This window comes from Methylobacterium sp. 285MFTsu5.1 (assembly GCF_000383455.1).
In the GTDB taxonomy this organism is placed as follows: domain Bacteria; phylum Pseudomonadota; class Alphaproteobacteria; order Rhizobiales; family Beijerinckiaceae; genus Methylobacterium.
Map to the genome: position 1 here is coordinate 43,092 of NZ_KB911283.1, position 23,653 is coordinate 66,744.

General features: G+C 72.3%; 20 protein-coding genes and 1 pseudogene. 9 read left to right on the forward strand and 12 right to left on the reverse strand.

Annotated features, from left to right (window positions below; genetic code table 11):
• Positions 1 to 129: 129 nt before the first annotated feature.
• Positions 130 to 1,665 (forward strand): EAL domain-containing protein, encoded by a 1,536-nt coding sequence (locus H288_RS0119735; RefSeq protein WP_020094299.1) that lies wholly within the window; start codon positions 130 to 132, stop codon positions 1,663 to 1,665.
• A 52-nt stretch (positions 1,666 to 1,717) separates the two neighbouring features.
• Here the strand turns inward: H288_RS0119735 and H288_RS32515 are convergent, their stop codons facing one another.
• The 5 genes from H288_RS32515 to bla form a co-directional block, all read right to left on the reverse strand.
• Positions 1,718 to 3,007 (reverse strand): porin, encoded by a 1,290-nt coding sequence (locus H288_RS32515; RefSeq protein WP_020094300.1) that lies wholly within the window; start codon positions 3,005 to 3,007, stop codon positions 1,718 to 1,720.
• 117 nt (positions 3,008 to 3,124) lie between these two features.
• Positions 3,125 to 3,973, reverse strand: a complete 849-nt coding sequence (gene panC / locus H288_RS0119745) for a pantoate--beta-alanine ligase (protein WP_020094301.1) — start codon at positions 3,971 to 3,973, stop codon at positions 3,125 to 3,127.
• A gap of 96 nt (positions 3,974 to 4,069) precedes the next feature.
• Positions 4,070 to 4,426 carry a hypothetical protein gene (locus tag H288_RS0119750; protein ID WP_020094302.1) on the reverse strand — a complete coding sequence of 119 codons (357 nt, stop codon included), beginning with the start codon at positions 4,424 to 4,426 and terminating at the stop codon, positions 4,070 to 4,072.
• A 78-nt stretch (positions 4,427 to 4,504) separates the two neighbouring features.
• Entirely contained in the window at positions 4,505 to 5,014 is a 510-nt protein-coding gene (locus tag H288_RS0119755) for an aminoacyl-tRNA deacylase (protein ID WP_020094303.1), read from the reverse strand.
• 11 nt (positions 5,015 to 5,025) lie between these two features.
• Positions 5,026 to 5,928: a class A beta-lactamase gene (gene bla / locus H288_RS0119760; RefSeq protein WP_020094304.1), complete on the reverse strand. Its 903-nt coding sequence runs from the start codon at positions 5,926 to 5,928 to the stop codon at positions 5,026 to 5,028.
• 122 nt (positions 5,929 to 6,050) lie between these two features.
• On the opposite strand from bla, the gene mnmE reads away from it, so the two are divergent.
• A complete protein-coding gene (mnmE, locus tag H288_RS0119765) occupies positions 6,051 to 7,376 on the forward strand; it encodes a tRNA uridine-5-carboxymethylaminomethyl(34) synthesis GTPase MnmE (RefSeq protein ID WP_020094305.1) in 1,326 nt (441 codons plus the stop codon).
• A 50-nt stretch (positions 7,377 to 7,426) separates the two neighbouring features.
• On the opposite strand, the gene H288_RS0119770 is transcribed toward mnmE, so the two are convergent.
• Together H288_RS0119770 and H288_RS0119775 are read right to left on the reverse strand one after the other, a co-directional pair.
• Positions 7,427 to 7,906: a hypothetical protein gene (locus H288_RS0119770; RefSeq protein ID WP_026605110.1), complete on the reverse strand. Its 480-nt coding sequence runs from the start codon at positions 7,904 to 7,906 to the stop codon at positions 7,427 to 7,429.
• Positions 7,907 to 8,103: 197 nt separating this feature from the next.
• A complete protein-coding gene (locus tag H288_RS0119775) occupies positions 8,104 to 9,726 on the reverse strand; it encodes an ABC-F family ATP-binding cassette domain-containing protein (RefSeq protein WP_020094307.1) in 1,623 nt (540 codons plus the stop codon).
• Between the two features lie 195 nt (positions 9,727 to 9,921).
• Here H288_RS0119775 and H288_RS0119780 point away from each other — a divergent pair, with 195 nt between their 5' ends.
• Positions 9,922 to 10,182: a hypothetical protein gene (locus H288_RS0119780; protein ID WP_020094308.1), complete on the forward strand. Its 261-nt coding sequence runs from the start codon at positions 9,922 to 9,924 to the stop codon at positions 10,180 to 10,182.
• Positions 10,183 to 10,329: 147 nt separating this feature from the next.
• Here the strand turns inward: H288_RS0119780 and H288_RS0119785 are convergent, their stop codons facing one another.
• Both H288_RS0119785 and H288_RS0119790 read right to left on the reverse strand, forming a co-directional pair.
• Positions 10,330 to 11,241: a neutral zinc metallopeptidase gene (locus H288_RS0119785; RefSeq protein WP_020094309.1), complete on the reverse strand. Its 912-nt coding sequence runs from the start codon at positions 11,239 to 11,241 to the stop codon at positions 10,330 to 10,332.
• A gap of 155 nt (positions 11,242 to 11,396) precedes the next feature.
• Positions 11,397 to 12,302, reverse strand: coding sequence for a uracil-DNA glycosylase (locus tag H288_RS0119790; protein WP_020094310.1), 906 nt, complete (start codon positions 12,300 to 12,302; stop codon positions 11,397 to 11,399).
• Positions 12,303 to 12,539: 237 nt separating this feature from the next.
• Between H288_RS0119790 and H288_RS0119795 the strand changes: the two genes are divergently transcribed.
• From H288_RS0119795 to H288_RS0119810, 4 genes are all read left to right on the forward strand, one after another.
• Positions 12,540 to 14,213 carry an electron transfer flavoprotein-ubiquinone oxidoreductase gene (locus H288_RS0119795; RefSeq protein ID WP_020094311.1) on the forward strand — a complete coding sequence of 558 codons (1,674 nt, stop codon included), beginning with the start codon at positions 12,540 to 12,542 and terminating at the stop codon, positions 14,211 to 14,213.
• A gap of 278 nt (positions 14,214 to 14,491) precedes the next feature.
• Positions 14,492 to 16,360, forward strand: coding sequence for a tetratricopeptide repeat protein (locus H288_RS0119800; protein ID WP_020094312.1), 1,869 nt, complete (start codon positions 14,492 to 14,494; stop codon positions 16,358 to 16,360).
• Positions 16,361 to 16,583: 223 nt separating this feature from the next.
• Complete coding sequence (locus H288_RS0119805; protein ID WP_020094313.1) at positions 16,584 to 17,543, forward strand: OmpA family protein; 960 nt, start codon at positions 16,584 to 16,586, stop codon at positions 17,541 to 17,543.
• Positions 17,544 to 17,803: 260 nt separating this feature from the next.
• Positions 17,804 to 19,477, forward strand: a complete 1,674-nt coding sequence (locus H288_RS0119810; protein ID WP_020094314.1) for a formate--tetrahydrofolate ligase — start codon at positions 17,804 to 17,806, stop codon at positions 19,475 to 19,477.
• A 153-nt stretch (positions 19,478 to 19,630) separates the two neighbouring features.
• On the opposite strand, the pseudogene H288_RS32520 reads toward H288_RS0119810, so the two are convergent.
• Positions 19,631 to 20,998, reverse strand: a pseudogene (locus tag H288_RS32520) (8-oxoguanine deaminase).
• Positions 20,999 to 21,213: 215 nt separating this feature from the next.
• On the opposite strand from H288_RS32520, the gene H288_RS32525 reads away from it, so the two are divergent.
• Positions 21,214 to 21,741 (forward strand): MarR family transcriptional regulator, encoded by a 528-nt coding sequence (locus H288_RS32525; RefSeq protein WP_020094317.1) that lies wholly within the window; start codon positions 21,214 to 21,216, stop codon positions 21,739 to 21,741.
• Complete coding sequence (locus tag H288_RS0119825) at positions 21,738 to 22,445, forward strand: response regulator (protein WP_020094318.1); 708 nt, start codon at positions 21,738 to 21,740, stop codon at positions 22,443 to 22,445. The genes H288_RS32525 and H288_RS0119825 overlap by 4 nt, the downstream gene beginning before the upstream one ends.
• Positions 22,446 to 22,469: 24 nt before the next feature.
• Here the strand turns inward: H288_RS0119825 and H288_RS0119830 are convergent, their stop codons facing one another.
• Together H288_RS0119830 and H288_RS0119835 are read right to left on the reverse strand one after the other, a co-directional pair.
• The gene (locus H288_RS0119830; protein WP_020094319.1) at positions 22,470 to 22,706 is read right to left on the reverse strand and encodes a hypothetical protein; all 237 of its coding nucleotides are present in this window, start codon (positions 22,704 to 22,706) and stop codon (positions 22,470 to 22,472) included.
• A 101-nt stretch (positions 22,707 to 22,807) separates the two neighbouring features.
• Complete coding sequence (locus tag H288_RS0119835; RefSeq protein ID WP_020094320.1) at positions 22,808 to 23,632, reverse strand: hydratase; 825 nt, start codon at positions 23,630 to 23,632, stop codon at positions 22,808 to 22,810.
• Between the last annotated feature and the right edge of the window lie 21 nt (positions 23,633 to 23,653).

Here is a 23,653-nt window from a genome sequence, read left to right on the forward strand (position 1 = left end):
GCGCGGGCGTCACACCGCCCGGAATTAACAGGTGGCGACGCGCCATCGCGGTCCCTGAGCCTTGCCGGGCGGGGTGCGGGCGGCCAATGATCCTGCGATTCGGTTCGCGCCCGGTGGGGATCGCTCGGGATGTCCCCCGGCGACCGGCGCGCGTTCCTGGCAGGTGTTCAGACGATGGTCCCGGTCCTCGGCCGGTACGCGGGGCTGCTGACGGTCGGCCTTCTCGGGCTCGTCGTTCTCGGGCCGCTCGCGGTGTTCCTGCCGCTCTGGAGTGCCCTGACGCTCGGCGCCGCGGCCGCCCTGGCGGGTGGTCTCGCCCTGACCCGTATCGCCACCCTCAAAGCGCGCTGCGAGAAGCTGTCCGGCGAGGTCGGTCTGCTGTCCCGGCGCCTGCTCAAGGTCGAGACGGCGGCCGCGACCGCGGCGGCCCAGCCGCGGCCCGAGACCGCCGAGGCCGCCCTGCGCGCCCAGATCGAGGAACTGACCGTCGAGTTCGGGCTCCTCAGCGGGATCGTCCGCGACCTCACCACGGTCGTGAGCGCCCAGGATGCCGAGATCGCGGGCCTCAAGGCGAGGCCGGAGATCGCGCCCGAGATCAGGCCCGCGATCGCACCCGCCGAGGCGCCCCGGCCCCTGCCCGCGGTGCCCGGCGCAGCCCTTCCGGATGCCGCAGCGGCCCCGTCGCCGCAGCCCGTGCCGGTACCGCCTCCGCAGGTTCAGGCCGCCCCGCTCGAGCAAGTCCCGCCCCGGTCTCAGCTCGCCCCGGCCTCGGCCCCGTCCGTCCCGGCGCGGCCGATTCCGCCGCGGCCGATCCCGCCCTGGCCCGCAATCCCCCCCGCGGACGAGGGCGCGATCGTCGCGGCCTTCGAGGGGGACGGTCTGGAGATCCACCTGCAGCCGGTGGTCACCCTGCCGCAGCGCAAGGTGGTGGCTTACGAGGCGCTGGCCCGGCTGCGGATCGGCGGCCCCGGCGCGCCGCCGGCCGAGCCCGAGATCTTCCTGCCGGTGCTGGAGCGCTACGGGCGCACCACCGAACTCGACCGCCGCATGCTGCAGCGGGCCACCATCGTGGCGCGCCACCTCGCCCGGCGCGGCAGCGAGACCCTGCTGACCTACGGGCTGTCGCCGCTGTCGCTGTTCGAGCCCGGCCTCCTGCGCGAGCTGGCCCGCACGGCCGCCGACGACCCGGCCCTGGCCGGCCTGACCATCGCGCTGCCGCAGGAGAGCTGGCGCCGTCTCGATGCCGGCCAGCGGGGCCTGCTCGCGCCCCTGCAGGGCCGGATCGGGTTCAGCCTCGACCGCCCGGACGACCTCCGCTTCGACGCGGCCGAACTCGCGGCGCTCGGCATCGGGCAGGTCAAGGTGCCGGCGGAGATGCTGCTCCGGCCCGGCGCGGGCCGCAACAGCCTGTCGGACATCGCCCTGGAGGACACCGCGCCGGCCCTGGCCCGGGCCGGGATCCGCGTCGTCGCCACGGGCGTCGCCGACGAGGCCGACGTCCCGGACCTGATCGACCTCGACGTGCCGTTCGCGCAGGGGACGGCCTTCGCGGCCCCGCGCCCGGTGCGCGCGGAGGTCCTGGCGACCCCGCCCGCCGAGGAGCCGACGCCCCCGCCGGAGCCGGAGCGGCGCCCGTTCCGGTCGGTCCTGCGCAGGGCCGTGTGAGAGCCCGTGTGAGGGGCCGTGCCCGGGCACGCTGCCGGCCCGGTGGTCCCCGTCACCAGTAGATCTGCAGGCGCGCGATCACCGTGTCGACCGTGAACGGGCGGGTGCCCAGCGTCTCGGCCTGGGCCACCCCCGGCTGCACGCGCCCGTGCACGACGTTCCCGATCAACCGGAGGTTAGGCTCGGGATACCAGCTCAGACCGAGGGTCACGTCCTGCTCCATGCCCCCGCGGAAGCCCCGGGCGTCCAGGTCGACGGCGCTGTAGCGCACCGCAAGCTCGAACACCCCGATCCCGCCCCGGGAGAGTCGCTGCGCCTCCGGAACCGTCACGCCCCGGAAGGTCGCGTAGGTGGTGCCGCTCTGCGGCGTCAGCGCGTAGGCGCGGCCCTCGCCGTTGAGCACCAGGGCCGCCTCGACGTAGCCGCCCTGGAAATCGAGCGCGGTGCCGGGCTGGCCGGGACCGCGGAACGGCTGCAACGCGGCCCGGATGTACTCGGCCTGCAGCAGGAACGGGCCGCGGCGATAGGCCAGCTCGGCGCCGAGGCGCGACACGCTGGCGGCGTCGGGGAGGTCGCCCGTATCCACCAGGGGGCGCTCGAACAGGAAGGCGCCGGCGGGGCTGGAGAAGCTGAAGGCCCCGTCCGACCGGGACCGGCTGCGGAAGACCCCGGCGAGACCGAGATGCAGGGTCTCGTCCCCTTCCATGATCGGCGCGACGGTGGCGCGGGCCGCCACCGCGACACCGTCCCCGTCGATGCCGCTGCTGGCGGCGTTGCCGAAGACGCCGGCCACCGCGGTCCAGGCCGCCCTGTGGTGCCCGGCGGCGAAGCCGAACCGGCGCTCCGGCACGAGGGCGTTGGCCACCGAGCGCTCGGCGAACAGCGTGTCGTTGTTGCTCTGCAGCCATTCCAGGCTGAAGGGCTCCTTCATGTTGCCGAGCGTCAGGATCGTGTCCGGCAGCCCCTTCCAGGCGACCAGCGCGTCGTTGATCGGCAGCATCGGGTCGGCGAAATCGTACTGGAAGGCGATCACCCAGTCGCGGCCGATCGTGAGCGTCGGCTCGATCCAGGCCCGGCGCACGGCGACGTTGTCGGGGAAGGCCTCGGGCAGGTCCGGCCGGCTGAAACCCGCCGCGCCACCGTCGATGTGCAGCCGCCCGCCGATCCGGAGCTTCACGTCGGGCTCGGGGAAGGTGAGCGTCAACCCCTTCGCGTCGTAGCGCAGGCGCTCGCCGTAGGGGCCGGCCATCCCCTCGAACGCGTCCTCGCCGTAGGCGCCGGCGGGGCCCGCCAGGGCGAGGGACACGGCCAGGATGGCCGGTGCGGTGCGCGTTCCGATCACGCGACCAGCAGAGAGCAGGTCGGCAGGGCGGCGCCAATCACCTGGCGCAGTGAAACCCGGAAATCCGCGCGTCGTGGCCCGGCGGCCACGACCGTCGGCGGTCGGACCGGCGCCGGCCTAGACGGCGCGATTGTCGATCAGCCGGGTCCGGCCCAGGAAGGCCGCGGCGATGACGCGGGCCGGGCCGTCGACCCGCTCCACCGGCACCAGGGTCCGGGCGTCGCAGACCGCGAGGTACTGGACGCGGAACCCCGCCGCCTCCAGCGCCGCCCGCCCGGCGGCGATCCGGCCGGCCACTGGGGTGCCGTTGCGGGAGGCGGAGGCGATCTCGGCCAGGACGGCCTGGAGCTTCGGGGCGACGGCGCGCTCCTCGGCCGAGAGGTAGCGGTTGCGCGACGACAGCGCGAGGCCGTCGGGCTCGCGCACGGTCGGCACGCCGCGGATCTCCACCGCGAGGTCGAGATCCGCCGCTACCTGCTGGAGCACGCGGAGCTGCTGGAAGTCCTTCTCGCCGAACAGGGCGACGTCCGGCCGGACCTGGTTGAGGAGCTTGGTCACCACCGTGGCGACGCCGGCGAAATGGCCGGGCCGGAACGGCCCGCACAGCCCCTCGGTCAGGCCCGCGACCTCGATCCGGGTGGCGAAGCCCGGCGGGTACATGGTCTCGACGCCGGGCGTCCAGGCGGCGTCCGCGCCGGCCCCCGCCAGCAGGGCCAGATCCGCGTCGAGGTCGCGGGGGTAGCGGGCGAAATCCTCGTTCGGGCCGAACTGAGTGGGATTGACGAAGATGCTGGCGACGGTCCGGCGGCCGATCCGCCGCGCCTCGGCAACGAGGGCGAGGTGCCCGTCGTGCAGGGCGCCCATGGTCGGGATCAGGACGACGCGCTCGCCCGCCGCGCGCCACGCGGCCACGCATCCGCGCAGGGCTGCGAGGTCGCGGAAGGACTGGAAGGTCGACTCGGACACGGCACGGGCTCCGGGGGAGGGCAGGGCCGGTCTAGAGCATGATGGGGAGCGGTGGAATCCAGCAGTCGACGCCGGATCCCGTCGTCGCGGTCGGCGTCAGGGGCAGTAGGGCAGGAGGGAGCGCCCGAAGGGGTCGTCCACGCCCAGCGGCGGCGTGAAGCCGTAATAGCTCGGATGCCCCAGGCCGTACTCGGAGCCGACGTAGCTCGGATCGTCCGGGGCGTTGGTCGGCACGGGCACCCGCCGGGGCGTGCAGCCCACCGGCACGCGACGGGACCGGACCGCGTAGACCGGCCGACGGTCGAGGCCGTCGTTGCGCGGGAAGAAGCGGGGGCTGCCGCCCACGCCCGCCTCGGCGCCGTAGCGGACGTCGAGATCGGCCGCCCGGCCCGGTACCGCGAGCAGCAGGACGAGTCCGAGCGCCGTCACCGCCCTGCGTGCCGTCTCCCGCATGCCGCCCCTGCGCCGCCTTCGTCTCTGTCGGAAGGCGACACCGTGCGACGGCAGGGTAAACGAGTGATTACCGCGGGATCACGTCAGCGGCACGACGAGGGCGTCCAGGACGGCGGCCAGATCGCCCTCGGTCAGCCGGATCTGCAAGCCGCGGCCGCCGCCGTTGACGTGGATCTCGGCCGCCGGCTCGGTCAAGGATCCGGCGTCGATCGCGGTCGGGAAGGACCGCTTCTGTCCGAGCGGGCTGATCCCGCCGACATGGTAGCCGGTCAGCCGCTCGGCGTCGGCCGGCTTGAGCATGGACGCGGCCTTGCCCGAGAAGGCGGCGGCGACCCGCTTCATCGACACCTCCCTGTCGGAGGTCACGAGCAGGCAGACCGTCCGTCCGTCGACCGACGCCATCAGGGTCTTCAGCACGCGTCCCGGGTCCACCCCGAGCGCCTCCGCGGCCTGCAGGCCGATGCGCGGCGCGTCCGGATCGTACGCGTAGACGTGGAGGCTGTACCGGATGCCAGCCTTGTCGAGGGCGAGCGTCGCGCGGGTCGTCTTGGAAAGTGTCTTGTTGGGCGTCTTGGCGGCTGTCTTCATGGTTCGTCCGGTCAGGTCGAATGGGCGCGCGCGGCGATGAGGCGGCCGATCTCCGCGTAGGCCGCCGCGCAGGTGTCGGGGGAGGCGGTCGATTCCGTGACGTAGACCGCCGCGAGGATCGGCGCGCGCCCCGGCGGCCGGAGGATCGCCACGTCGTTGACGGTGCCGTTGTCGCCGCTCCCGGTCTTGTCGCCCGCGATCCAGCCGGGCGGGAGGCCGGCCCGCAGGCGCTTCCGGCCGGTCTCGCAGGCGACCATCCAGGCCTCCAGCCGGGCGCGCGAGGCCGGCGACAGGACGGTTCCGAGGAGGACACGGCCTAGGGTCGCCCGCATGGCGTCCGGCGTGGTCGTGTCGCGCGGGTCGCCGGGCAACGCGGTGTTAAGGGTCGGCTCGGTCCGGTCGAGGCGGGTGACGGGATCGCCGGTGGTCCGCAGCCACGCGGTCAGCGCCTCGGGCCCGCCGAGATCCGCTAGGAGCAGGTTGGCGGCCGTGTTGTCGCTCCAGATCAGCGTGGCCGCGCACAGGTCCGCGACGCTCATCCGCCCGGTCCCGGCGCAGGCCTCCAGCGCCTTCCGGGTCACGGGCGCGTAGCTCAGGAGGTCCCCGGCCCCGTAGCTGACGACCCGGTCGAGGGTCTCGCGGCCGGCATCGACCCGCGCCAGGACCGCCGCCACCGCCAGCGCCTTGAAGGTGCTGCACATCGGGAAGCGCGCGTCGGCGCGGTAGGCGGCGAGGACGCGGTCCGCCGAGGCGGCCGCGATCCCGAGGCGGCCGCCGAGCCGGCGCTCGATGGCGGCCCAGTCCGGCTCGGCCTCCGCGGCGCGCGCGGACAGGACCGGGGACGCGGGGAGGGCGGCGGCGAGGGGCGCGGCGAGCAGGCCGAGGCCGACGGCGCGGCGGGTCCAGACGATCATGGCGGATCCCCGTTCGAGATCGCGACGGCGCAAGCGGGCGCGGCGCGTCGGCGCCGGGATGGTATAGGGCGGCCGCGATTGTTTCACGTGAAACTCCGCCCCTCGCGCGGCCCTGTGGGAACATGATCGATACCGACACCCTCTTCGCGCCGGCCAGCGGCTTCGGCCGGGCCGCCGTCGCGGTGATCCGCATCAGCGGCCCGGCCGCGCGCGACGCGCTCGTCGCCCTGGGCGGACGCCTGCCGCCGCCCCGCCGGCTGTCGCTGCGGAGCCTCCGGGATCCCCACGACGGCACCGAGCTCGACCGGGCGCTGGTGGCGTGGTTTCCCGGGCCGAACACCTACAGCGGCGAGGATATGGGCGAGCTGCACCTGCACGGTGGCGCGGCCGTGCGGATGCGCGTCCTCGCCACCCTCGCCCGCCTCCCGGGCTGCCGGGCCGCCGAGCCCGGGGCTTTCACCCGGCGGGCCGTCCTCAACGGGCGGATGGATCTCGCCGAGGCGGAGGCCGTCGCCGACCTGATCGACGCGGAGACCGAGGGCCAGCGCCGGCAGGCCCTGCGCCAGCTCGACGGCGCGCTCAGCCGGCAGGTGGCCGCGTGGCGCGCGGAGGCGATCGACTGCCTCGCCGCCGCGGAGGCCGCGCTGGACTTCGCCGACGAGGGGGACGTGGACGATGCCGGGCTCGACGCGGCGCTGCTCGACCGCGCCGCCCGCCTGCGCGACGCGATCGCCGCGGCGCTGCGCGACGGCCAGCGCGGCGAGCGCCTGCGTGACGGGTTCACGGTGGTGCTGGCGGGGTCTCCCAACAGCGGGAAATCGACCCTGCTGAACGCGCTGAGCCGACGGGACGTAGCCATCGTGTCGGACAGCCCGGGGACGACCCGCGACGCCATCGAGGTGCGGCTCGACCTCGGCGGCCTCCCGGTCCTGCTGGTCGACACAGCCGGGCTCCGCGAGACCGCGGAGCCGATCGAGGCGGCGGGGATCGTGCGGACGCGGGCGCGGATCGACACGGCCGATCTCGTGGTCGCCCTCAAGCCCCCCGGCGGCGCGGTCCCGGATCTCGGGCCGGCGCGGGGCCCGGTCCTGACCGTGCGTACCAAAGCCGATCTTTTTGCCGGCTCAGAACAGGGGGGTGATCCGGCGGACGTGACGGTCTCGGCCCATACCGGCGCCGGCATGGACGCCCTACTCGATGCGATCCAGGCCGCGGCCGAAGACGGTCTCGGCACCGGCGACGCGCTGATCACCCGCGCCCGGCACAGGGCCGCGCTGGAGGCCTGCATCGGCCATCTCGATCGCGTCTCAGGGAGTGCCGGCGGTCTCCCGGAGCTGGCTGCGGAGGATCTGCGGCTCGCGGTGCGGGCGCTCGGCGCGGTCGCGGGCCATGTCGGCGTCGAGGACGTCCTCGACCGGCTGTTCAGCGGGTTCTGTATCGGGAAATAGATTTAAAGCCGGCAATCAATCGGGCTGGGATCGGGCCCGACGCGGCTTCGCTACTGGGGGATCCGCAGGATCCGCGGCCGCCAGATCCCGAGCGCCACGTTCGCGGTCGCGACCGCCAGCAGGACCCAGAGGGTGCCGCGCTCGCCGGTCAGCGAGACGGCCAGCACCGCGGGATCGACGAGGCCCGCCAGCGCGCGGGCGCTCTGCTCCGCCTCCTGCTTCATCGGGCCCTGGACGTAGACCAGCCCGCCCTCGAACATCAGGACGCCGGTGGCGAGCTTCACCCACGCCCAGCCGGCGTTGAGGAAGGCGCGGTTCAGCGCCATCGCCAGCAGGCCCGACATCAGCGTCACCGCCAGGGCGGGCAGGAAGATCCAGGTGGCGACCGCGCCCATCGCGCCCCGCGTCGCCGCGTAGCCCGCTAGGGCGGACGGCGCGGGCGACAGGCTCAGCATGACGACCAGGGACGCCATGGCCCCTAGCAGCCCCGCGGACCCCATCGTGTGGAGGAACTTCAGCAGGCGTCGCACGGCGTCTCACCCGGGCCGTTTCGGCGCAGCCTAGCGCGGGGCGCCGGGGGGCGATAGCGGCGCGCCGGTCGCAGGGCTTCCGGCCGGAACCCTCCGCCGTCCTCGGGAGCGCGGCGAAGCGATCCAGCAGCGCCGGGCCTCGCCGGGACGCGCTGTCCTCGGTCGCTTCGCTGCGCCCGCGAGGACGGAGCGGACCGTCAGCTCCGGAGGCCCGGCGCCTCCTGGCCGGTGCGGGCCACGTACTCGGTGTAGCCGCCGCCGTACTGGTGGATGCCCTCCGGCGTGACCTCGAGCACCCGGTTCGAGAGGGCGGCCAGGAAGTGCCGGTCGTGGGACACGAACAGCATCGTCCCCTCGTAATTGGCCAGCGCCTCGATCAGCATCTCCTTGGTGCCCATGTCGAGGTGGTTGGTCGGCTCGTCGAGCACCAGGAAATTCGGCGGGTCGTAGAGCATCAGCGCCATGACCAGCCGGGCCTTCTCGCCGCCCGAGAGCACCCGGCAGCGCTTCTCGACGTCGTCGCCCGAGAAGCCGAAGCAGCCGGCCAGCGCCCGCAGCGACCCCTGGCCGGCCTGCGGGAAGGAATCCTCCAGGGTCTGGAACACCGTGCGGTCGCCGTCGAGCAGGTCCATGGCGTGCTGGGCGAAGTAGCCGAGCTTGACGCTGCCGCCGACCGTGACCGAGCCGTCGTCGGGCGCGGTGGTGCCGGTGACGAGCTTGAGCAGCGTCGACTTGCCGGCGCCGTTGATGCCCATCACGCACCAGCGCTCCTTGCGCCGCACCGAGAAGTCGAGTCCCTCGTAGATCGTGCGGCTGCCGTAGCGCTTGTTCACGCCCTTGAGCATCACGACGTCGTCGCCCGAGCGCGGTGCCGGCTGGAACTCGAAGGCCACCGATTGCCGCCGCCGGGGCGGCTCGACGCGCTCGATCTTGTCGAGCTTCTTCACCCGGCTCTGCACCTGGGCGGCGTGGGAGGCCCGCGCCTTGAACCGCTCGATGAAGGCGATCTCCTTCGCCAGCATCGCCTGCTGGCGCTCGTACTGCGCCTGGGCCTGCGCCTCGTTGAGCTTCCGCTGGCCCTCGTAGAAGGCGTAGTCGCCCGAGTAGGTAGTGAGCGCGCCGGCGTCGATCTCGATGATCTTGGTGACGATGCGGTTCATGAACTCGCGGTCGTGCGAGGTCATCAGCAGGGCGCCGTCGTAGCCCTTCAGGAACGATTCGAGCCAGATCAGGCTCTCGATGTCGAGGTGGTTGGACGGCTCGTCGAGGAGCATCACGTCCGGGCGCATCAGCAGGATGCGGGCGAGCGCGACGCGCATCTTCCAGCCGCCCGAGAGGGCGCCGACGTCGCCGTCCATCATCTCCTGGCTGAAGCTCAGCCCGTCGAGCACCTCGCGGGCCCGGCCCTCCAGGGCGTAGCCGTCGAGCTCCTCGAACCGGGCCTGGACCTCGCCGTAGCGCTCGACCAGGGCGTCCATCTCGTCGGCGCGGTCCGGGTCGGCGAGCGCCGCGCCGAGCTCGGCGAGCTCGGCCGCGACCGCGCTCACCGGGCCGGCGCCGTCCATCACCTCGGTGACGACGCTGCGGCCGGACATCTCGCCGACGTCCTGGCTGAAATAGCCGATGGTGATGCCCCGGTCGGCCGCGACCTGGCCCTCGTCGGGCTGCTCCTGGCCGATGATCATCCGGAACAGGGTGGTCTTGCCGGCCCCGTTCGGGCCGACCAGGCCGACCTTCTCGCCCCGCTGGAGGGCGGCCGAGGCCTCGATGAAGACGAGCTGCCGCCCGTTCTGCTTGGTGATCTTGTCCAGGCGTATCATGGCGGCGGGCGCTGTCCGGGAGGTCGCTGTCCGGAAGGTGTCCGGGAGTATCCCGGCCGCTTACGGCATCGGCCGACGCGGCGCAAAGGCAGGGTGCCGCAGTGCGGGATAACGCTTGCGTCCGGCGCAGGCCTGGGCGCATCCCGGGACCCAGGATGAGGCTCGGCCGTTGCCCTGGGCAACATGAGGATCGCGATGCTGTTCGGTTGGTGGATGACGGGCATGGACATGGCCATGCTGGGGCTGGAGGCGCAGGGCGTCATCGCCCAGCGCATGGCGATGTTCGCCCTCGGCGGCCCCGCGGCCCAGGCCGAGGCGCAGCTCATGGTGACGGAGAAGATGCTGGCCGCCGGCGAGGCGGCCCTCATGCTCGCCGCAGGCGCCTCGAACGGCAAGGTGATCCGCAGCTACCGGCGGAAGGTCCAGGCGAACGCGCGGCGGCTGAGCCGGGGGTGAGGCCCGTGCCCGCCGGGTCTCGGCGCGCCGTCATCGCGGGCGCAGCGAAGCAATCCAGCGGCGCCACATCCGGCGACGTCACGTTACCCTGGGTCGCTTCGCTGCGCTCGCGATGACGGGGGCGGCTCGTGAAGCCGCGATCCGCCTTCAGTTATTGGCCGTCCGGAACGTGTCGCAGGACTTGGTCTGGCCGCTCTTGTAGCCGGCCATGAACCAGCGCTGGCGCTGGGCCGAGGAGCCGTGGGTGAAGGAATCCGGCACCACGTAGCCCCGCGAGCGCTGCTGGAGCGCGTCGTCGCCGATCTGCGCGGCGGCGTTCAGCGCTTCGTCGATGTCGCCCTGCTCGAGCTCGGCGTACTTGTCGTTGGAGTTCTTGGCCCAGACGCCGGCGAGGCAGTCGGCCATCAGCTCGATCCGCACCGAGAGGGCATTCGCCTCGGTCTTGCTGGAGGCCTGCTGCTGGCGCTGCTGGACCTTGCCGAGGATGCCGAGCACGTCCTGGACGTGGTGGCCGACCTCGTGGGCGATCACGTACGCGTAGGCGAAGTCGCCCTTCACGCCGAACTTCGAGGCCATCTCCTTGAAGAAGCCGGTGTCGAGATAGACCTTCTTGTCGAGCGGGCAGTAGAACGGGCCCATCGCGGCCTGGGCCGAGCCGCAGCCGGAGCGCGTGCCGCCGGTGTAGAGCACCAGCGTCGTCGGAGTGTACTGCTTGCCGGTCTGCTGCGGCAGGATCTGACTCCACACGTCCTCGGTGTTGCCGAGGATCTTGGAGGCGAACCGGCCGCTCTCGTCGGTCGGGGCCTGGCGCCGCTTGGCCTGGGTCTGCGGGTCGACCTGCTCCTGCTGGCTGCGGCCGCCGCCGCCGATCTGCTGAGCCCCGCCGATCAGGATCGCCGGGTTGATGCCCGTGAAGTAGCTGATGATCAGCAGCACCACGATGGTGCCGATGCCGAGCCCGCCGGCGCCGCCGCCGGGAAAGCCCATGCCGCCACCGCCGCCGCCCTCGCCCCGGCGATCCTCGACGTTGTCGGAGCTGCGTAGATCTTCCCAGCGCATGGTTGGGTCCCGCCATCAGTGCTGCGCCGGCCGCCTCGGGCGGGCCGGGATTGGCTGTGCGTCGTCGTGTCCGGCCGATGGCGCGCCAGCAGCGGGAACGAAGCTCTAATGGCGGGAGGGGAGAGCCGGTTCCGTCACTCCGGTCAAGCTCGCGGTCACGCTTTCCCGTCGAGGAGGGCGCGCAGGGACCGGAAGTCCCGCCACGCGAGGCGCTTCTGGACCGGCTGGCGCAGCAGGAAGGCTGGGTGGAGCGTGGCGAGCAGCTTCACCTCGCGGCTCGGCAACTTGTACGGGAAGAGGCGGCCTCGGGTCCGCAGGATGCCGTCCTTGGTGCCGGTCAGCGTCTGGGTCGCGGGCGCGCCGAGGCAGACGATGATGTCCGGGTCGACGAGTTCGATCTGGCGCTCCACGAAGGGCCGGCACACGGCCACCTCCTGGGGGGTCGGGTTGCGGTTGCCCGGCGGCCGCCAGGGCACGATGTTGCCGATATAGGCGCTCGTCCGGTCGAGCCCGACCGCCTTCATCATCTTGTCGAGGAGCTGGCCTGAGCGGCCCATGAACGGCTTGCCGATCCGGTCCTCGTCGGCGCCGGGCGCCTCGCCGAGAAACATCACCCGCGCCTCGGGATTGCCGTCGGCGAAGACGAGGTTCTTCGCCGTGAAGCGCAGCGGGCAGGCGTCGAAATCCGCGAGAATCCGTTCGAGCTCGTCGAGGGACTTGGCCTGCCGCGCCCTAGCGCGGGCGTCGCTCGCGGCCTCGTCGGGCTGGGCGCTGGCGGCGCGGCCGAAGGTGCGCGGCGCCGCGATGGGCGCGGCCGTGCCCGGGGGCGCCGATCCGGGGGGCGGCACGAGCGTGTTGGCGACCGGGCTGACCGGCTGCTCGGCGGCCCGGGGGGGCGCCCGGCGCGGCGTGCGCAGGGTAGGCGCGGGCGTGTCGGCCTCGTTGAAGCGGTCGTGCGGCTGCTCGTCGAGCGCCGCGTCGGCCCCGGCCTCCACGTGGAAGTCGAGATAGGCGATCAGGTCGGCTTGCGCGTCGGTGGGGCTCGGCATGGGACTCAGCATGTGGGATCGCCGGGGCCTGTGGACAACTCGCCGAATCGCTCCGGGTGGCAAGGACTTGCGTGACCGAACAGCGCGGCGCGGCGCAGCGCTGTGACGCCGTTCCCTGCGGCAAAGGGAACTTTGCCTTGAGCTTGAGCGTCGGCAACTTGCCTTTCTAGCTTGGAATCGCTTGAGACGGCATCAGGAAGGCCGGCCCGGCGACGAACCGGGCGCCGGAACAAGAAAAGGAACCCGAGGATGGCGCTGCCCGAACGCGAGAGCATGGATTTCGACGTGGTCGTGGTGGGCGCCGGCCCGGCCGGCCTCGCCACCGCGATCCGCCTGAAGCAGCGCGCCGCCGAGATCGGCGAGGAGATCTCGGTCGTCGTCGTCGAGAAGGGCTCGGAGGTCGGCGCCCACATCCTGTCGGGGGCGGTGATCGACCCGATCGGCCTGGATCGCCTGCTGCCGGAGTGGCGCACCGACCCGGAGCGGCCGCTCAAGACGGAGGTGCAGCGCGACGAGTTCATGATGCTCACCAAGAACAGCGGCATCACCCTGCCGAACGTGTTCTTCCCCAAGCTCATGTCGAACCACGGCAACTTCGTCGGCTCGCTCTCGAACGTCTGCAAGTACCTCGGCGCCCAGGCCGAGGCGCTCGGCGTCGAGATCTACCCGGGCTTCCCGGCCTCCGAGGTGCTGTTCGACGGCAACGGCGCCGTGGCGGGCGTCGCCACGGGCGATCTCGGCATCGGCCGGTCCGGCGAGCCGCGCGAGGACTACACCCGCGGTATGGAGCTGCGCGCCAAGTACACGGTGTTCGGCGAAGGCGCCCGCGGCAACCTGACCAAGGGTCTGATCCAGCGCTTCGAACTCAACCGGCACAGCGACCACTTCAAGTACGGGCTCGGCGTGAAGGAGCTCTGGCAGCTCGCGCCCGGCAAGTTCGAGCCCGGGCTGGTGCAGCACACGATGGGCTGGCCGCTGCCCAACAAGGCCGGCGGCGGCTCCTGGCTCTACCACTTCGATGACCACCTGCTCTCGGTCGGCTTCGTCACGCACCTGAACTACGAGAACCCGACCCTGTCGCCCTTCGAGGAGTTCCAGCGCTTCAAGACCCACCCGATGATCGCCGAGACCTTCGAGGGCGCCAAGCGCATCGGCTACGGCGCGCGCGCCATCATGGAGGGCGGCTGGCAGTCGGTGCCCAAGCTGGTCTTCCCCGGCGGGTGCCTCGTCGGATGCTCGGCCGGCTTCGTGAACGTGCCGCGGATCAAGGGCTCGCACAACGCGGTGCTGTCCGGCATGCAGGCGGCCGACGCCATCGCGGACGCCCTGAAGGCGGGCCGCGCCGGCGACGAGCTCACCGCCTACGAGGCCGGATGGCGCGACAGCCCGATCGGGCAGGACCTGAAGGCGGTGCGCAACGTCAAGCCGCTCTGGTCCAAGTACGGCACGCTGGTCGGCGTCGGGCTCGGCGGGATCGACATGTGGGCGACCAGCATCCTCGGCGCCTCGCCGTTCGGCACGCTGTCCCACGGCAAGCCGGATCACGCCTGCCTCAAGCCGCTCTCGGAGGTGACGCCGATCGTCTATCCGAAGCCGGACGGCAAGCTGACCTTCGACCGGCTCTCCTCGGTCTACCTGTCGAACACCAACCACGAGGAGGACCAGCCGCCCCACCTGAAGGTCCGCGATATGGAGCTGCAGAAGCGCTCCGAGCACGACGTCTACGGCGGCCCGTCCGGCCGCTACTGCCCGGCCGGCGTCTACGAGTGGGTGGAGGATTCTTCAGCCAGCGACGGCGTGCGCTACCAGATCAACGCGCAGAACTGCGTCCACTGCAAGACCTGCGACATCAAGGATCCGAACCAGAACATCGACTGGGTGACGCCGGAGGGTCCGGGCGGGCCGAACTACCCGAACATGTGAGGTCAGCCCTCGGCCGAGGGGCCGAGGCTCACGTCTTTGCGAGCGCAACGAAGCAATCCAGTGAACCGCTCCGTGGGCAGACGTCCCGCCGCCCTGGGTCGCTTCGCTGCGCTCGCGATGACGGGACGGCCGACCAACCCGGCTCAACCCCCGCGCCATCCTTTCGCCTTGCGGGGCTGGCGGGATGGGTTCAGTGTCCCCAACGTTTTTTCGGGGATGCCCCGCCATTCTCGCGCCCGGCCCCCGACGGGCCGGCGCCCAGGAGCCGCGATCGGTTCATGATGATGACACGCGCCCGCCGGAGCGTTTCGGCGCTCGCCCTGCTGCTCGCCGCCGGGCTCCCGCAGACCGTGCTCGCCGCGCAGCCGAAGGAATCGACCCCGGTGCTCGACTACGAGCCCGCGGACTCGCTCGAGGGCAACTTCCTCTCCGCCTACATCGCGGGCGCGTCGCGGGACACGGCGGCGGCGGCGACCTTCTACCGCGAGGCGGTGAAGGCCGACCCGCGCAACGCGGAACTCGTCGAGCGCGCCTTCATCTCACTGCTGGCCGACGGCGCCCTGCCGGACGCGTTCCGCACCGCCGAGAAGCTGATCGCCCGCGATCCGACCAACGGCCTCGCCAACCTCTCCCTCGGGGTGCGCCAGATCAAGGCCGGCCAGTGGGCCGCCGCCCGCCAGAACTTTTCCCGGAGCGGCCGGGGCGCCGCCACGGACCTGACCGCGACGCTGCTCACCGCCTGGTCCTACGCGGGCGCCGGCGACAGCAAGAAGGCGCTGGAGACGGTCAACAAGCTCCGCGGCGAGCGCTACTACAACACCTTCCGGGACTACCATGCCGGCCTGATCGCCTCGGTGACCGGCGACAACGCCGAGGCCGAGCGCCGCCTCAAGGCCGCCTACGACGCCGACCACAACACCCTGCGCATCGTCGACGCCTACGCCCGCATGGAGGCCAGCCTCGGCCGCACCGACCTGGCGATCCAGGCCTATTCCGACTTCGACCAGCTCTCGCCGCGCCACCCGCTGGTGCGCGACGCCCTCGAGAAGCTGAAGGACGGCAAGCCGCTCACGCGGCTGATCGGCACCGCCCAGGAGGGCGCCGCCGAGGTGCTGTACGGGCTGGGCTCCGCCGGCTCGACCCAGGGCGACGAGCTGCCCGCGGTGATCTACCTGCGGCTCGCCCTCTACCTCGCCCCCGACCACGCGCTGGCCCGGCTGACGCTCGCCGACACGCTCGACCGGATGAAGCAGCCCGAGCGCGCCAACGAGGCCTACGCGCAGATCCCGGCCAATTCCCCGCTCAAGCTCAACGCCGACATCCAGATCGGCCTGAACCTGGAGCAGATGGGCAAGGGCGACGAGGCGCTGGCCCATCTCGACGCGGCGATGAAGGCCCACCCGGACGACATCGACGTCATCACCGCGCTGGGCAACGTGCAGCGCGCCCGCAAGAAGTACGAGGAGGCGGCGGCCACCTACACCCGCGCCATCGACCTGATCGGGAACCGGCCGCAATCCAACTACTGGACGACCTACTATTTCCGCGGCACCGCCTACGAGCGCGCCAAGCAGTGGCCGAAGGCCGAGGCCGACCTGAAGAAGGCCCTGTCCCTGGTGCCGGCCAACCAGCCGGCCGCCAAGGCCCAGGTGATGAACTACCTCGGCTATTCCTGGGTCGACCAGAACATCAACATCGACGAGGCGTTCAAGCTGCTGCAGCAGGCCGCCGACGCGAGCCCGCGGGACGGCATGATCGTCGACAGCCTCGGCTGGGCCTATTACCGCCTCGGCCGCTGGGACGACGCGGTGCGCGAGCTGGAGAAGGCGGTCGAGCTGAAGCCCGGCGATCCGACCATCAACGACCACCTCGGCGACGCCTACTGGCGCTCGGGCCGGCGCCTCGAGGGCAAGTTCCAGTGGCAGCACGCCAAGGACCTGAACCCCGAGCCGGACGACCTCACCCAGATCAACGCGAAGTTGAAGGACGGGCTGCCCGACATCGAGAAGCCCACCGCCACCGCCGAGACGGTGCCGGCGCCGGTCGCCGCCCCGCACAATCCCGACAACCCGGAACTCCCGAAGGGCGCCCCCCAGCCGCACGAGGCGCCGGGCTCCGCCGACAAGGCCAAGAAGTCGGGGGGCTAGGCCTCCCGCCAAGTCCCGCCTCGGGGCGGTGCGGCTGCCGCGCCGTCCCGACGATGCGCGGGCCATTTCGGGACGCGAGGCCGCGAGATCCGGCCCGCGCCCGCCGCCCTGTCGCGGCTTCGGGCGCCCGCGCTGCGGCCCGGAGGCCGTAGGTCGAGCGACCTAATTGCCCACCGATCCGCGCCCGCTATCGTCGCGCCTCCGCAACGTTCCGGAGTGCGACGTGAGAGCGCTGAAGCCTGTCTGTGTCCTGCTGGCCCTCGCCTGCGCGGCGTCCGGGATCGGGGCCTATCCCGCGCGGGCGCAGGACGCGGCGGCGGCGCCGAAGTCCTTCGCGCTCGATTCCGTTCCCGTCTCGGACGCGCCGCTCGGTCGCTTTCCCTACTTCGCGCTGCCCGACGGCTACCAGCCGGTGAACCCGCCCGAGACGCGGGAATTCGGGCATTTCCTGTTCTGGACCGGCGCAGCGCTCCACGAGGTCGAAGGCAAGGTCTTCCAGTCCCTGATCGGTCCCAAGGACGGCAAGACCTACTCCGCCTACGAGCTGAAGAAGAACATCGAGGCCGTGCTGACGCAGGCCGGCGGCCGGAAGATCGCCGACGGCCGGATCCCCAACTCCGTGACGGAGACGCTGCCGGAGGAGATCCGGATCGGGATGTATGAGGGCCTGGGCGACGTCTACAACGTGCCCGCCCAGACCTGGGTGATCCGCCGGCCGGACCGGCAGATCTGGGTGCATTTCGTGCCCGACAGCTTCACCGCGGCCTGGACGATCCTCGAGACGAAGCCGTTCGTGCAGACCGCCGCCCTCCTGCCCGCCGAGCGGCTGAAGCAGGATCTCGACAAGACCGGGAAGGCGGTGATCCAGGTCAACTTCGCCACCGACAGGACCGAGATCCTGCCGGCCTCCGCCCCGCAGATCGACGCGGTGGCGGCCCTGCTGCGGACGGATTCCGGCCTGCGGCTCGCGATCAACGGCTACACGGACGGGACCGGGGCCGCTTCGCATAACCAGGCCCTGTCCGACGGCCGTGCCAGAGCGGTCATGGCGAGGCTCGTCGGCGCCGGCATCGCGAAGGACCGGTTGAGGGCCAAGGGCTTCGGCGCCGCCAGCCCGGTCGCCGCCGACGACAGCGAGGCGGGGCGGGCGCAGAACCGGCGCGTCGAGCTGGTCAAGTTCTGAGCGGCGCGGGCACGCGAAGACCCCCGGCGGCCGGGCTCGGACGGACCATCCGGGAGCGCGCCGGCGTCGGAGCAGGGGACAGCGCGATCGACAAGAGTATTTTGTCCGCCAGCTCATAAAAATCGACGCGCATTTTCGCGAGCTTTGACGCACAGTGCGTGGCCGTTCGCGGGCGGCCACGCCGCGTCCCGCCCGGCAGGAGATTCGCACGGCAAGAGCCGGCGGGCGGGCACGTGCCCGCGACCCAGGGAGGAAGGCCCATGCCGTCAGACATCGAGATCGCCCGCGCCGCGACCCTGAAGCCGATCGCGCAGGTCGCCGAGAAGCTCGGCATCCCGGATGACGCGCTCCACAATTACGGCAAGCACATCGCCAAGATCGACCACGGCTACATCGCCGGGCTGGAGAGCCGGAAGCCCGGCAAGCTCGTGCTGGTGACGGCGATCTCCCCGACGCCCGCGGGCGAGGGCAAGACCACCACCACGGTGGGCCTGGGCGACGCCCTGAACCGCATCGGCGAGAAGACCATGATCTGCCTGCGCGAGCCCTCGCTCGGGCCGTGCTTCGGCATGAAGGGCGGCGCGGCCGGCGGCGGCAAGGCGCAGGTCGTGCCGATGGAGCAGATCAACCTGCACTTCACCGGCGACTTCCACGCGATCACGTCGGCCCACAGCCTCGCGGCCGCGCTGATCGACAACCACGTCTACTGGGCGAACGAGCTCAACATCGACGTGCGCCGGATCCACTGGCGCCGGGTCGTCGACATGAACGACCGGGCCCTGCGCGCGATCAACCAGTCGCTCGGCGGCGTCGCCAACGGCTTCCCCCGCGAGGACGGGTTCGACATCACGGTGGCCTCCGAGGTGATGGCGGTGTTCTGCCTCGCCAAGGACCTCGCCGACCTGGAGGAGCGCCTCGGCCGGATCGTCATCGCCGAGACCCGCGACCGCAAGCTCGTCACCCTCAAGGACGTGAAGGCCACCGGCGCCATGACGGTGCTGCTCAAGGACGCCCTGCAGCCGAACCTCGTGCAGACCCTCGAGGGCAACCCGGCGCTGATCCACGGCGGCCCCTTCGCCAACATCGCCCACGGCTGCAACTCGGTGATTGCCACGCGGGCCGGCCTGCGGCTCGCCGACTACACGGTGACGGAGGCCGGCTTCGGCGCCGATCTCGGCGCCGAGAAGTTCCTGGACATCAAGTGCCGGCAGGCGGGCCTGACTCCCTCGGCCGTGGTGGTGGTGGCGACGGTCCGCGCCCTCAAGATGCACGGCGGCGTCGACAAGAAGAACCTCGGGTCCGAGAACATCGACGCCCTGGAGAAGGGTTTCGCCAATCTCGCCCGTCACGTCACCAACCTGCGCGGCTTCGGCCTGCCGGTGGTGGTCGGCGTCAACCACTTCCACGCCGACACCGACGCCGAGCACGCCAAGCTCAAGGACCTGTGCCGCGAGCGGCTCGACGTGGAGGCGATCACCTGCCGCCACTGGGCCGAGGGCGGTGCCGGGGCCGAGGAACTCGCCCGCGCGGTGGTCAAGCTCAGCCAGGCCGAGCCGGCGCCGATCCGCCACGCCTACGAGACCGAGAGCCGGCTCACCGACAAGATCCGGGCGATCGCCACCAAGCTGTACGGCGCCGCCGACATCCAGATCGAGACCAAGGCCGCCGGCAAGCTCGCCACCTTCGAGAAGGACGGCTACGGCCACCTGCCGATCTGCATGGCCAAGACCCAGTACTCCTTCTCCACCGACCCGACCCTGATGGGCGCCCCCGAGGGCCACATCGTCGGCGTGCGCGACGTCCGGCTCTCGGCCGGCGCGGGCTTCGTGGTGGCGATCTGCGGGGAGATCATGACCATGCCGGGCCTGCCCCGGGTGCCGGCCGCCGACACGATCCGGCTCGACGCCAACGGGCAGATCGACGGGCTGTTCTGAGAAACGTCGCGCGGGGCTCGCCCACGGGCGGGCCCCGCCGTTCGTCGTTGCGAGCGGAGCGAAGCAATCCAGGGACACACCGCATCCGGAGATCGCGCGCTGCCCTGGGTCGCTGCGCTCGCGATGACGGAGCGGGTCGGATCAGGGCCGCCCCTACGCGTCCCCGAACAAGTCCACCGCCAGCCGGGAATGCGCCTCGCGCAGCATCCCGGTATCGACCCCGAGCGGCTGCCCGTCGATCACCCGCCAGCGCCCCGCGACCATCACCCGGTCGGCCCGGGTGGCGCCGCACAGGACGAGCGCCGCCAGCGGGTCGTGGGCTCCGGAGAAGCGCAGCTCGTCCAGGGTGAACAGGGCGAGATCCGCCTCGCGGCCCGGCGCGATCCGGCCGATATCGGAGCGGCCGAGACAGGCGGCCGAGCCCTCGGTCGCCCAGCGCAGGGCGTCGAGATGCGTCACGGCCTCCGCCCCGTAGGTGAGCCGGTTGATCATGAGGGCGTGGCGCACTCCCTCCATCAGGTTCGAGCTGTCGTTCGAGGCCGAGCCGTCGACGCCGAGGCCGACGGGCGCGCCCGCCGCCTCCAGCTCGCAGGTGCGGCAGCGGCCCGAGGCCAGGGTCATGTTCGAGATCGGGCAGTGACAGACACCGACGCCGGCCGCGCCGAGCCGCGCGACCTCGGCATCGGTGAGGTGGATGCCGTGCGCGAGCCAGACCCGGTCGCTCAGCCAGCCGACCTCTTCGAGGTACTCCACCGGGCGGCAGCCGAACATCTGCTGGCAATAGGCCTCCTCGTCGCGCGTCTCGCCGAGATGGGTGTGCAGCCGGCACCCGCTGCGGGCGGCGAGCTCCGCGCTCGCGCGCATCAAGCGCTCGGTCACCGAGAAGGGCGAGCAGGGGGCGAGGGCGATCTGCACCATCGCCCCGGGGGCGGAATCGTGGAACAGGTTCAGCACCCGCTCGCAGTCCGAGAGGATCGCGTCGTCGTCCTGGGTCAGGGCCGCGGGCGACAGGCCGCCCGCCCGGTCGGACAAGCTCAGGGAGCCGCGGGTGAGCGCGGCCCGGATCCCGAGGTCGCGGGCCTCCGCGACCTGGATGTCCATCGACGCCTCGAGGCCCTTCGGGAACAGGTAGTGGTGGTCGCCCGCCGTGGTGCAGCCCGAGAGCAGCAGCTCGGTGAAGGCGACCCGCGTGGCGAGCCGGAACGCCTCCGGGGTGATCCGCCCTCAGACCGTGTAGAGCGCCTCCAGCCAGGGGAAGAGCGGCTTGTTGAGCGCCAGCGGATGGGCGCGGGTCAGCGTCTGGAAGGCGTGGTGGTGCGTGTTGATCAGCCCCGGGATGACCACGTGGCGCGACGCGTCGAAGGTCGCGTCCACGGGCGCGGCGGGGCGCGCGCCCGCCGCCACGCACTCGACGATCCGGGTGCCCGCCACCACGATCCCGCCGCCGGCGGCCTCGGCCAGGACGGCGCGCGGGTCGCGGATCCAGAGGCGTCCCGATCCCGGTTCCCCTGCCTCGGCCATGCGCGTCCGCTCCCGTCGCCCGAGAGCCTGCCTAGCGGAGGCGTCGGACCGGGGGCAATCCCGCGGGTACACGCTTGAGGATCCGGGGCGGTCGGCGCCCCGGCCGCCCCAGCCAGGGTTGACGGGCCTCGGCCGCCTTGAGAAACGTCATGGGGACTGACCTATCACCCGTTGGGAGCGGCCGCGCCGTGACACGGACAGCCCCGCGCGAGGAGATGTTCGCGCCGAAACCCGTCCCGGGCGCCGCGCCGGCCGCCCTCGGCAGCGACGACCTGATCGAGCTCCTGTTCTTCGCCTACCGGGATTTCGTCGGCGATCCGGACAGGATCCTGGCCGATTACGGGTTCGGCCGCGCCCACCACCGGGTGCTGCACTTCGTCGACCGGTACCCGGGCCTGACGATCGCCGAGCTCCTCGACATCCTGCGCATCACCAAGCAGAGCCTGAACCGGGTGCTCAAGGACCTGATCGGGCAGGGCTACGTCGCGCAGAAGCCCGGTTCCAGCGACCGGCGCCAGCGCCTCCTGTACTGCACCGAGGCCGGCGCCGGGCTCGCGGCCGACCTGACGCGGGTCCAGGCCCGCCGCCTCGCCCGGGCACTCGCGGCGCCGGATGCCCGGGGCTCCCCGGAGGACTTCCTGATGGCGATGATCGAGCCGGAGGACCGGCCGGCGGTCCAGCGCCTGATGGCGCGGCGCGGGGGCGGGGCCGAGGGGCAGGTCGACGCGGAGGAGCCCGCGTGAGCCACGCCGCCCGGTCCGACCTGCCCGACGAGGCGCCCCACGTCCTCGTGGTCGACGACGACCGCCGCCTGCGCGAATTGCTCGCCCGCTACCTCACCGACCAGGGCTTCCGGGTCACCGCGGCGGCGAGCGCCGCGGAGGCGCGCGCCCGGGCCCAGAGCGTCGTGTTCGACGCCATGGTGCTCGACGTGATGATGCCCGGCGAGAACGGCTTCGACTACGCGCGCAGCGTCCGCGAGACCTCGCGCGTGCCGATCCTGATGCTCACGGCCCGCTCCAACCCGAACGACCGGGTGATGGGGCTGGAGATCGGCGCGGACGATTACCTGCCGAAGCCGTTCGAGCCGCGGGAGCTGACGCTGCGGCTCAACAACATCATCAAGCGCAGCGTGCGGCCCCGCGCGGCCTCCGCCGAGGCCGTGACCTTCGGGCCCTTCGCGTTCCGGATCGACCGGGGCGAGCTGCGCCGGGACGACGAGCTGATCCGCATCACCGAGCGCGAGCGCGAGATCCTGACGATCCTGGCGACGGCGGGCGGCGCCAATGTCGAGCGCGAGCAGCTCGCCGGTCCGGGCGGCGCGGCGGCGGAGCGCACCGTCGACGTGCAGATCAACCGCCTGCGTCGCAAGACTGAGGTCGATCCCGCCAACCCGGTCTTCCTGCAGACTGTGCGGGGCGTCGGCTACCGGCTCGCGGTGGATTGAGCCGCCTGCGGGCCGCCGGGCGGCTCAGACCACCCGCGGCGTGTCGGGTTTCAGCTTGAGGGCCTTGGCGATCCGGGTGGACAGGCTCCCCACGATCGCGAGGCTGGCCGACGGGCCGGCGAGGGCGCGGACGGCCTCCACCGCCTCCTCGGCGCTGGGCTTCATCACTGCGTAGACCGTGGCGCCGGGCGCCGCGCCGGCGCCCTCCGCGGTCACGGAGACGAGGAAGGTCGTGTGGCGTCGCCGCAGGCGTCCAGGCATGGTCCAGCATTTGGCATGTCGGCTAACCATCACCAATGCCTGAGACCCGGAGCCGGCCGGGAAACCGCACGCACCCGGCACGATAACCCGTGCCGGGTCTCTCAGATCAGGGCAAGGTCGATGCCGGGAAGCCGCAGCCCGTCGAGGCGCGTGCGCCAGCGCTGCCCGGAGGCGACGGGCAGCGCGTCCGTCAGCGTGCCCGTCGTGACGACAGTCCCGGCGTCGAGCGGTGGGGCCACCGGATCGTTAGCCAGCGCATCGACGAGGTGGGCCAGGGCCGCGAGCGGCCCCGTCCCGAGCACGCAGCCGCCACCGCCCCGGTCCGCGACGGCCCCGTCCCGCAGTAGCTCGACGGTGAAGCCGGCGAGTTCGCCGAGCCAGGCCGATCGCGCGTCCGCGGTGATCCGCACCCGCTCGCCCACCACCAGCAGCCCGTGCAGCCCGAAGGCCGCGACGGTGTCGGGCGCCGCGAAGCGCCAGCCCGGATAGAGCGACTGCACGATCTCGAAGCCGCTCGCCGCCCAGTCGAGGCAGGCGATCAGCGCCGCGGCATCCATGCCGGGCTCGGGCGCGCGCGCCAGCCCGAACACGATCTCCGGCTCGATCCGCGGCTCGACGAAGGCGGCGAGCGGCACCGGCCCCGACAGGGCGGCCCGGTCGCGCAGGGTCGTGTCGTAGACGTGCCCCCAGATCGGCGCGCGGACGCCGTAGCGCTCCCACAGGGTCGTGTTGGTGAAGCCGATCTTGTAGCCGACCGGCCGCTCGCCGCGCTCCCCGCGCAGGACCCGGACCGCCTCGGCCACCCGGTAGGCCGCCGGCAGGTCGAGGGCCGGATCCCAGTCGGTCAGCGGCGCGATCGGGCGGCGATGCTCGTGCGCGGAGAGGATCGTGCGGGCATGGGCCGCGGCGGAGATCGGCTCGGTCATCGGCGCACGGCGTGAGGGCCG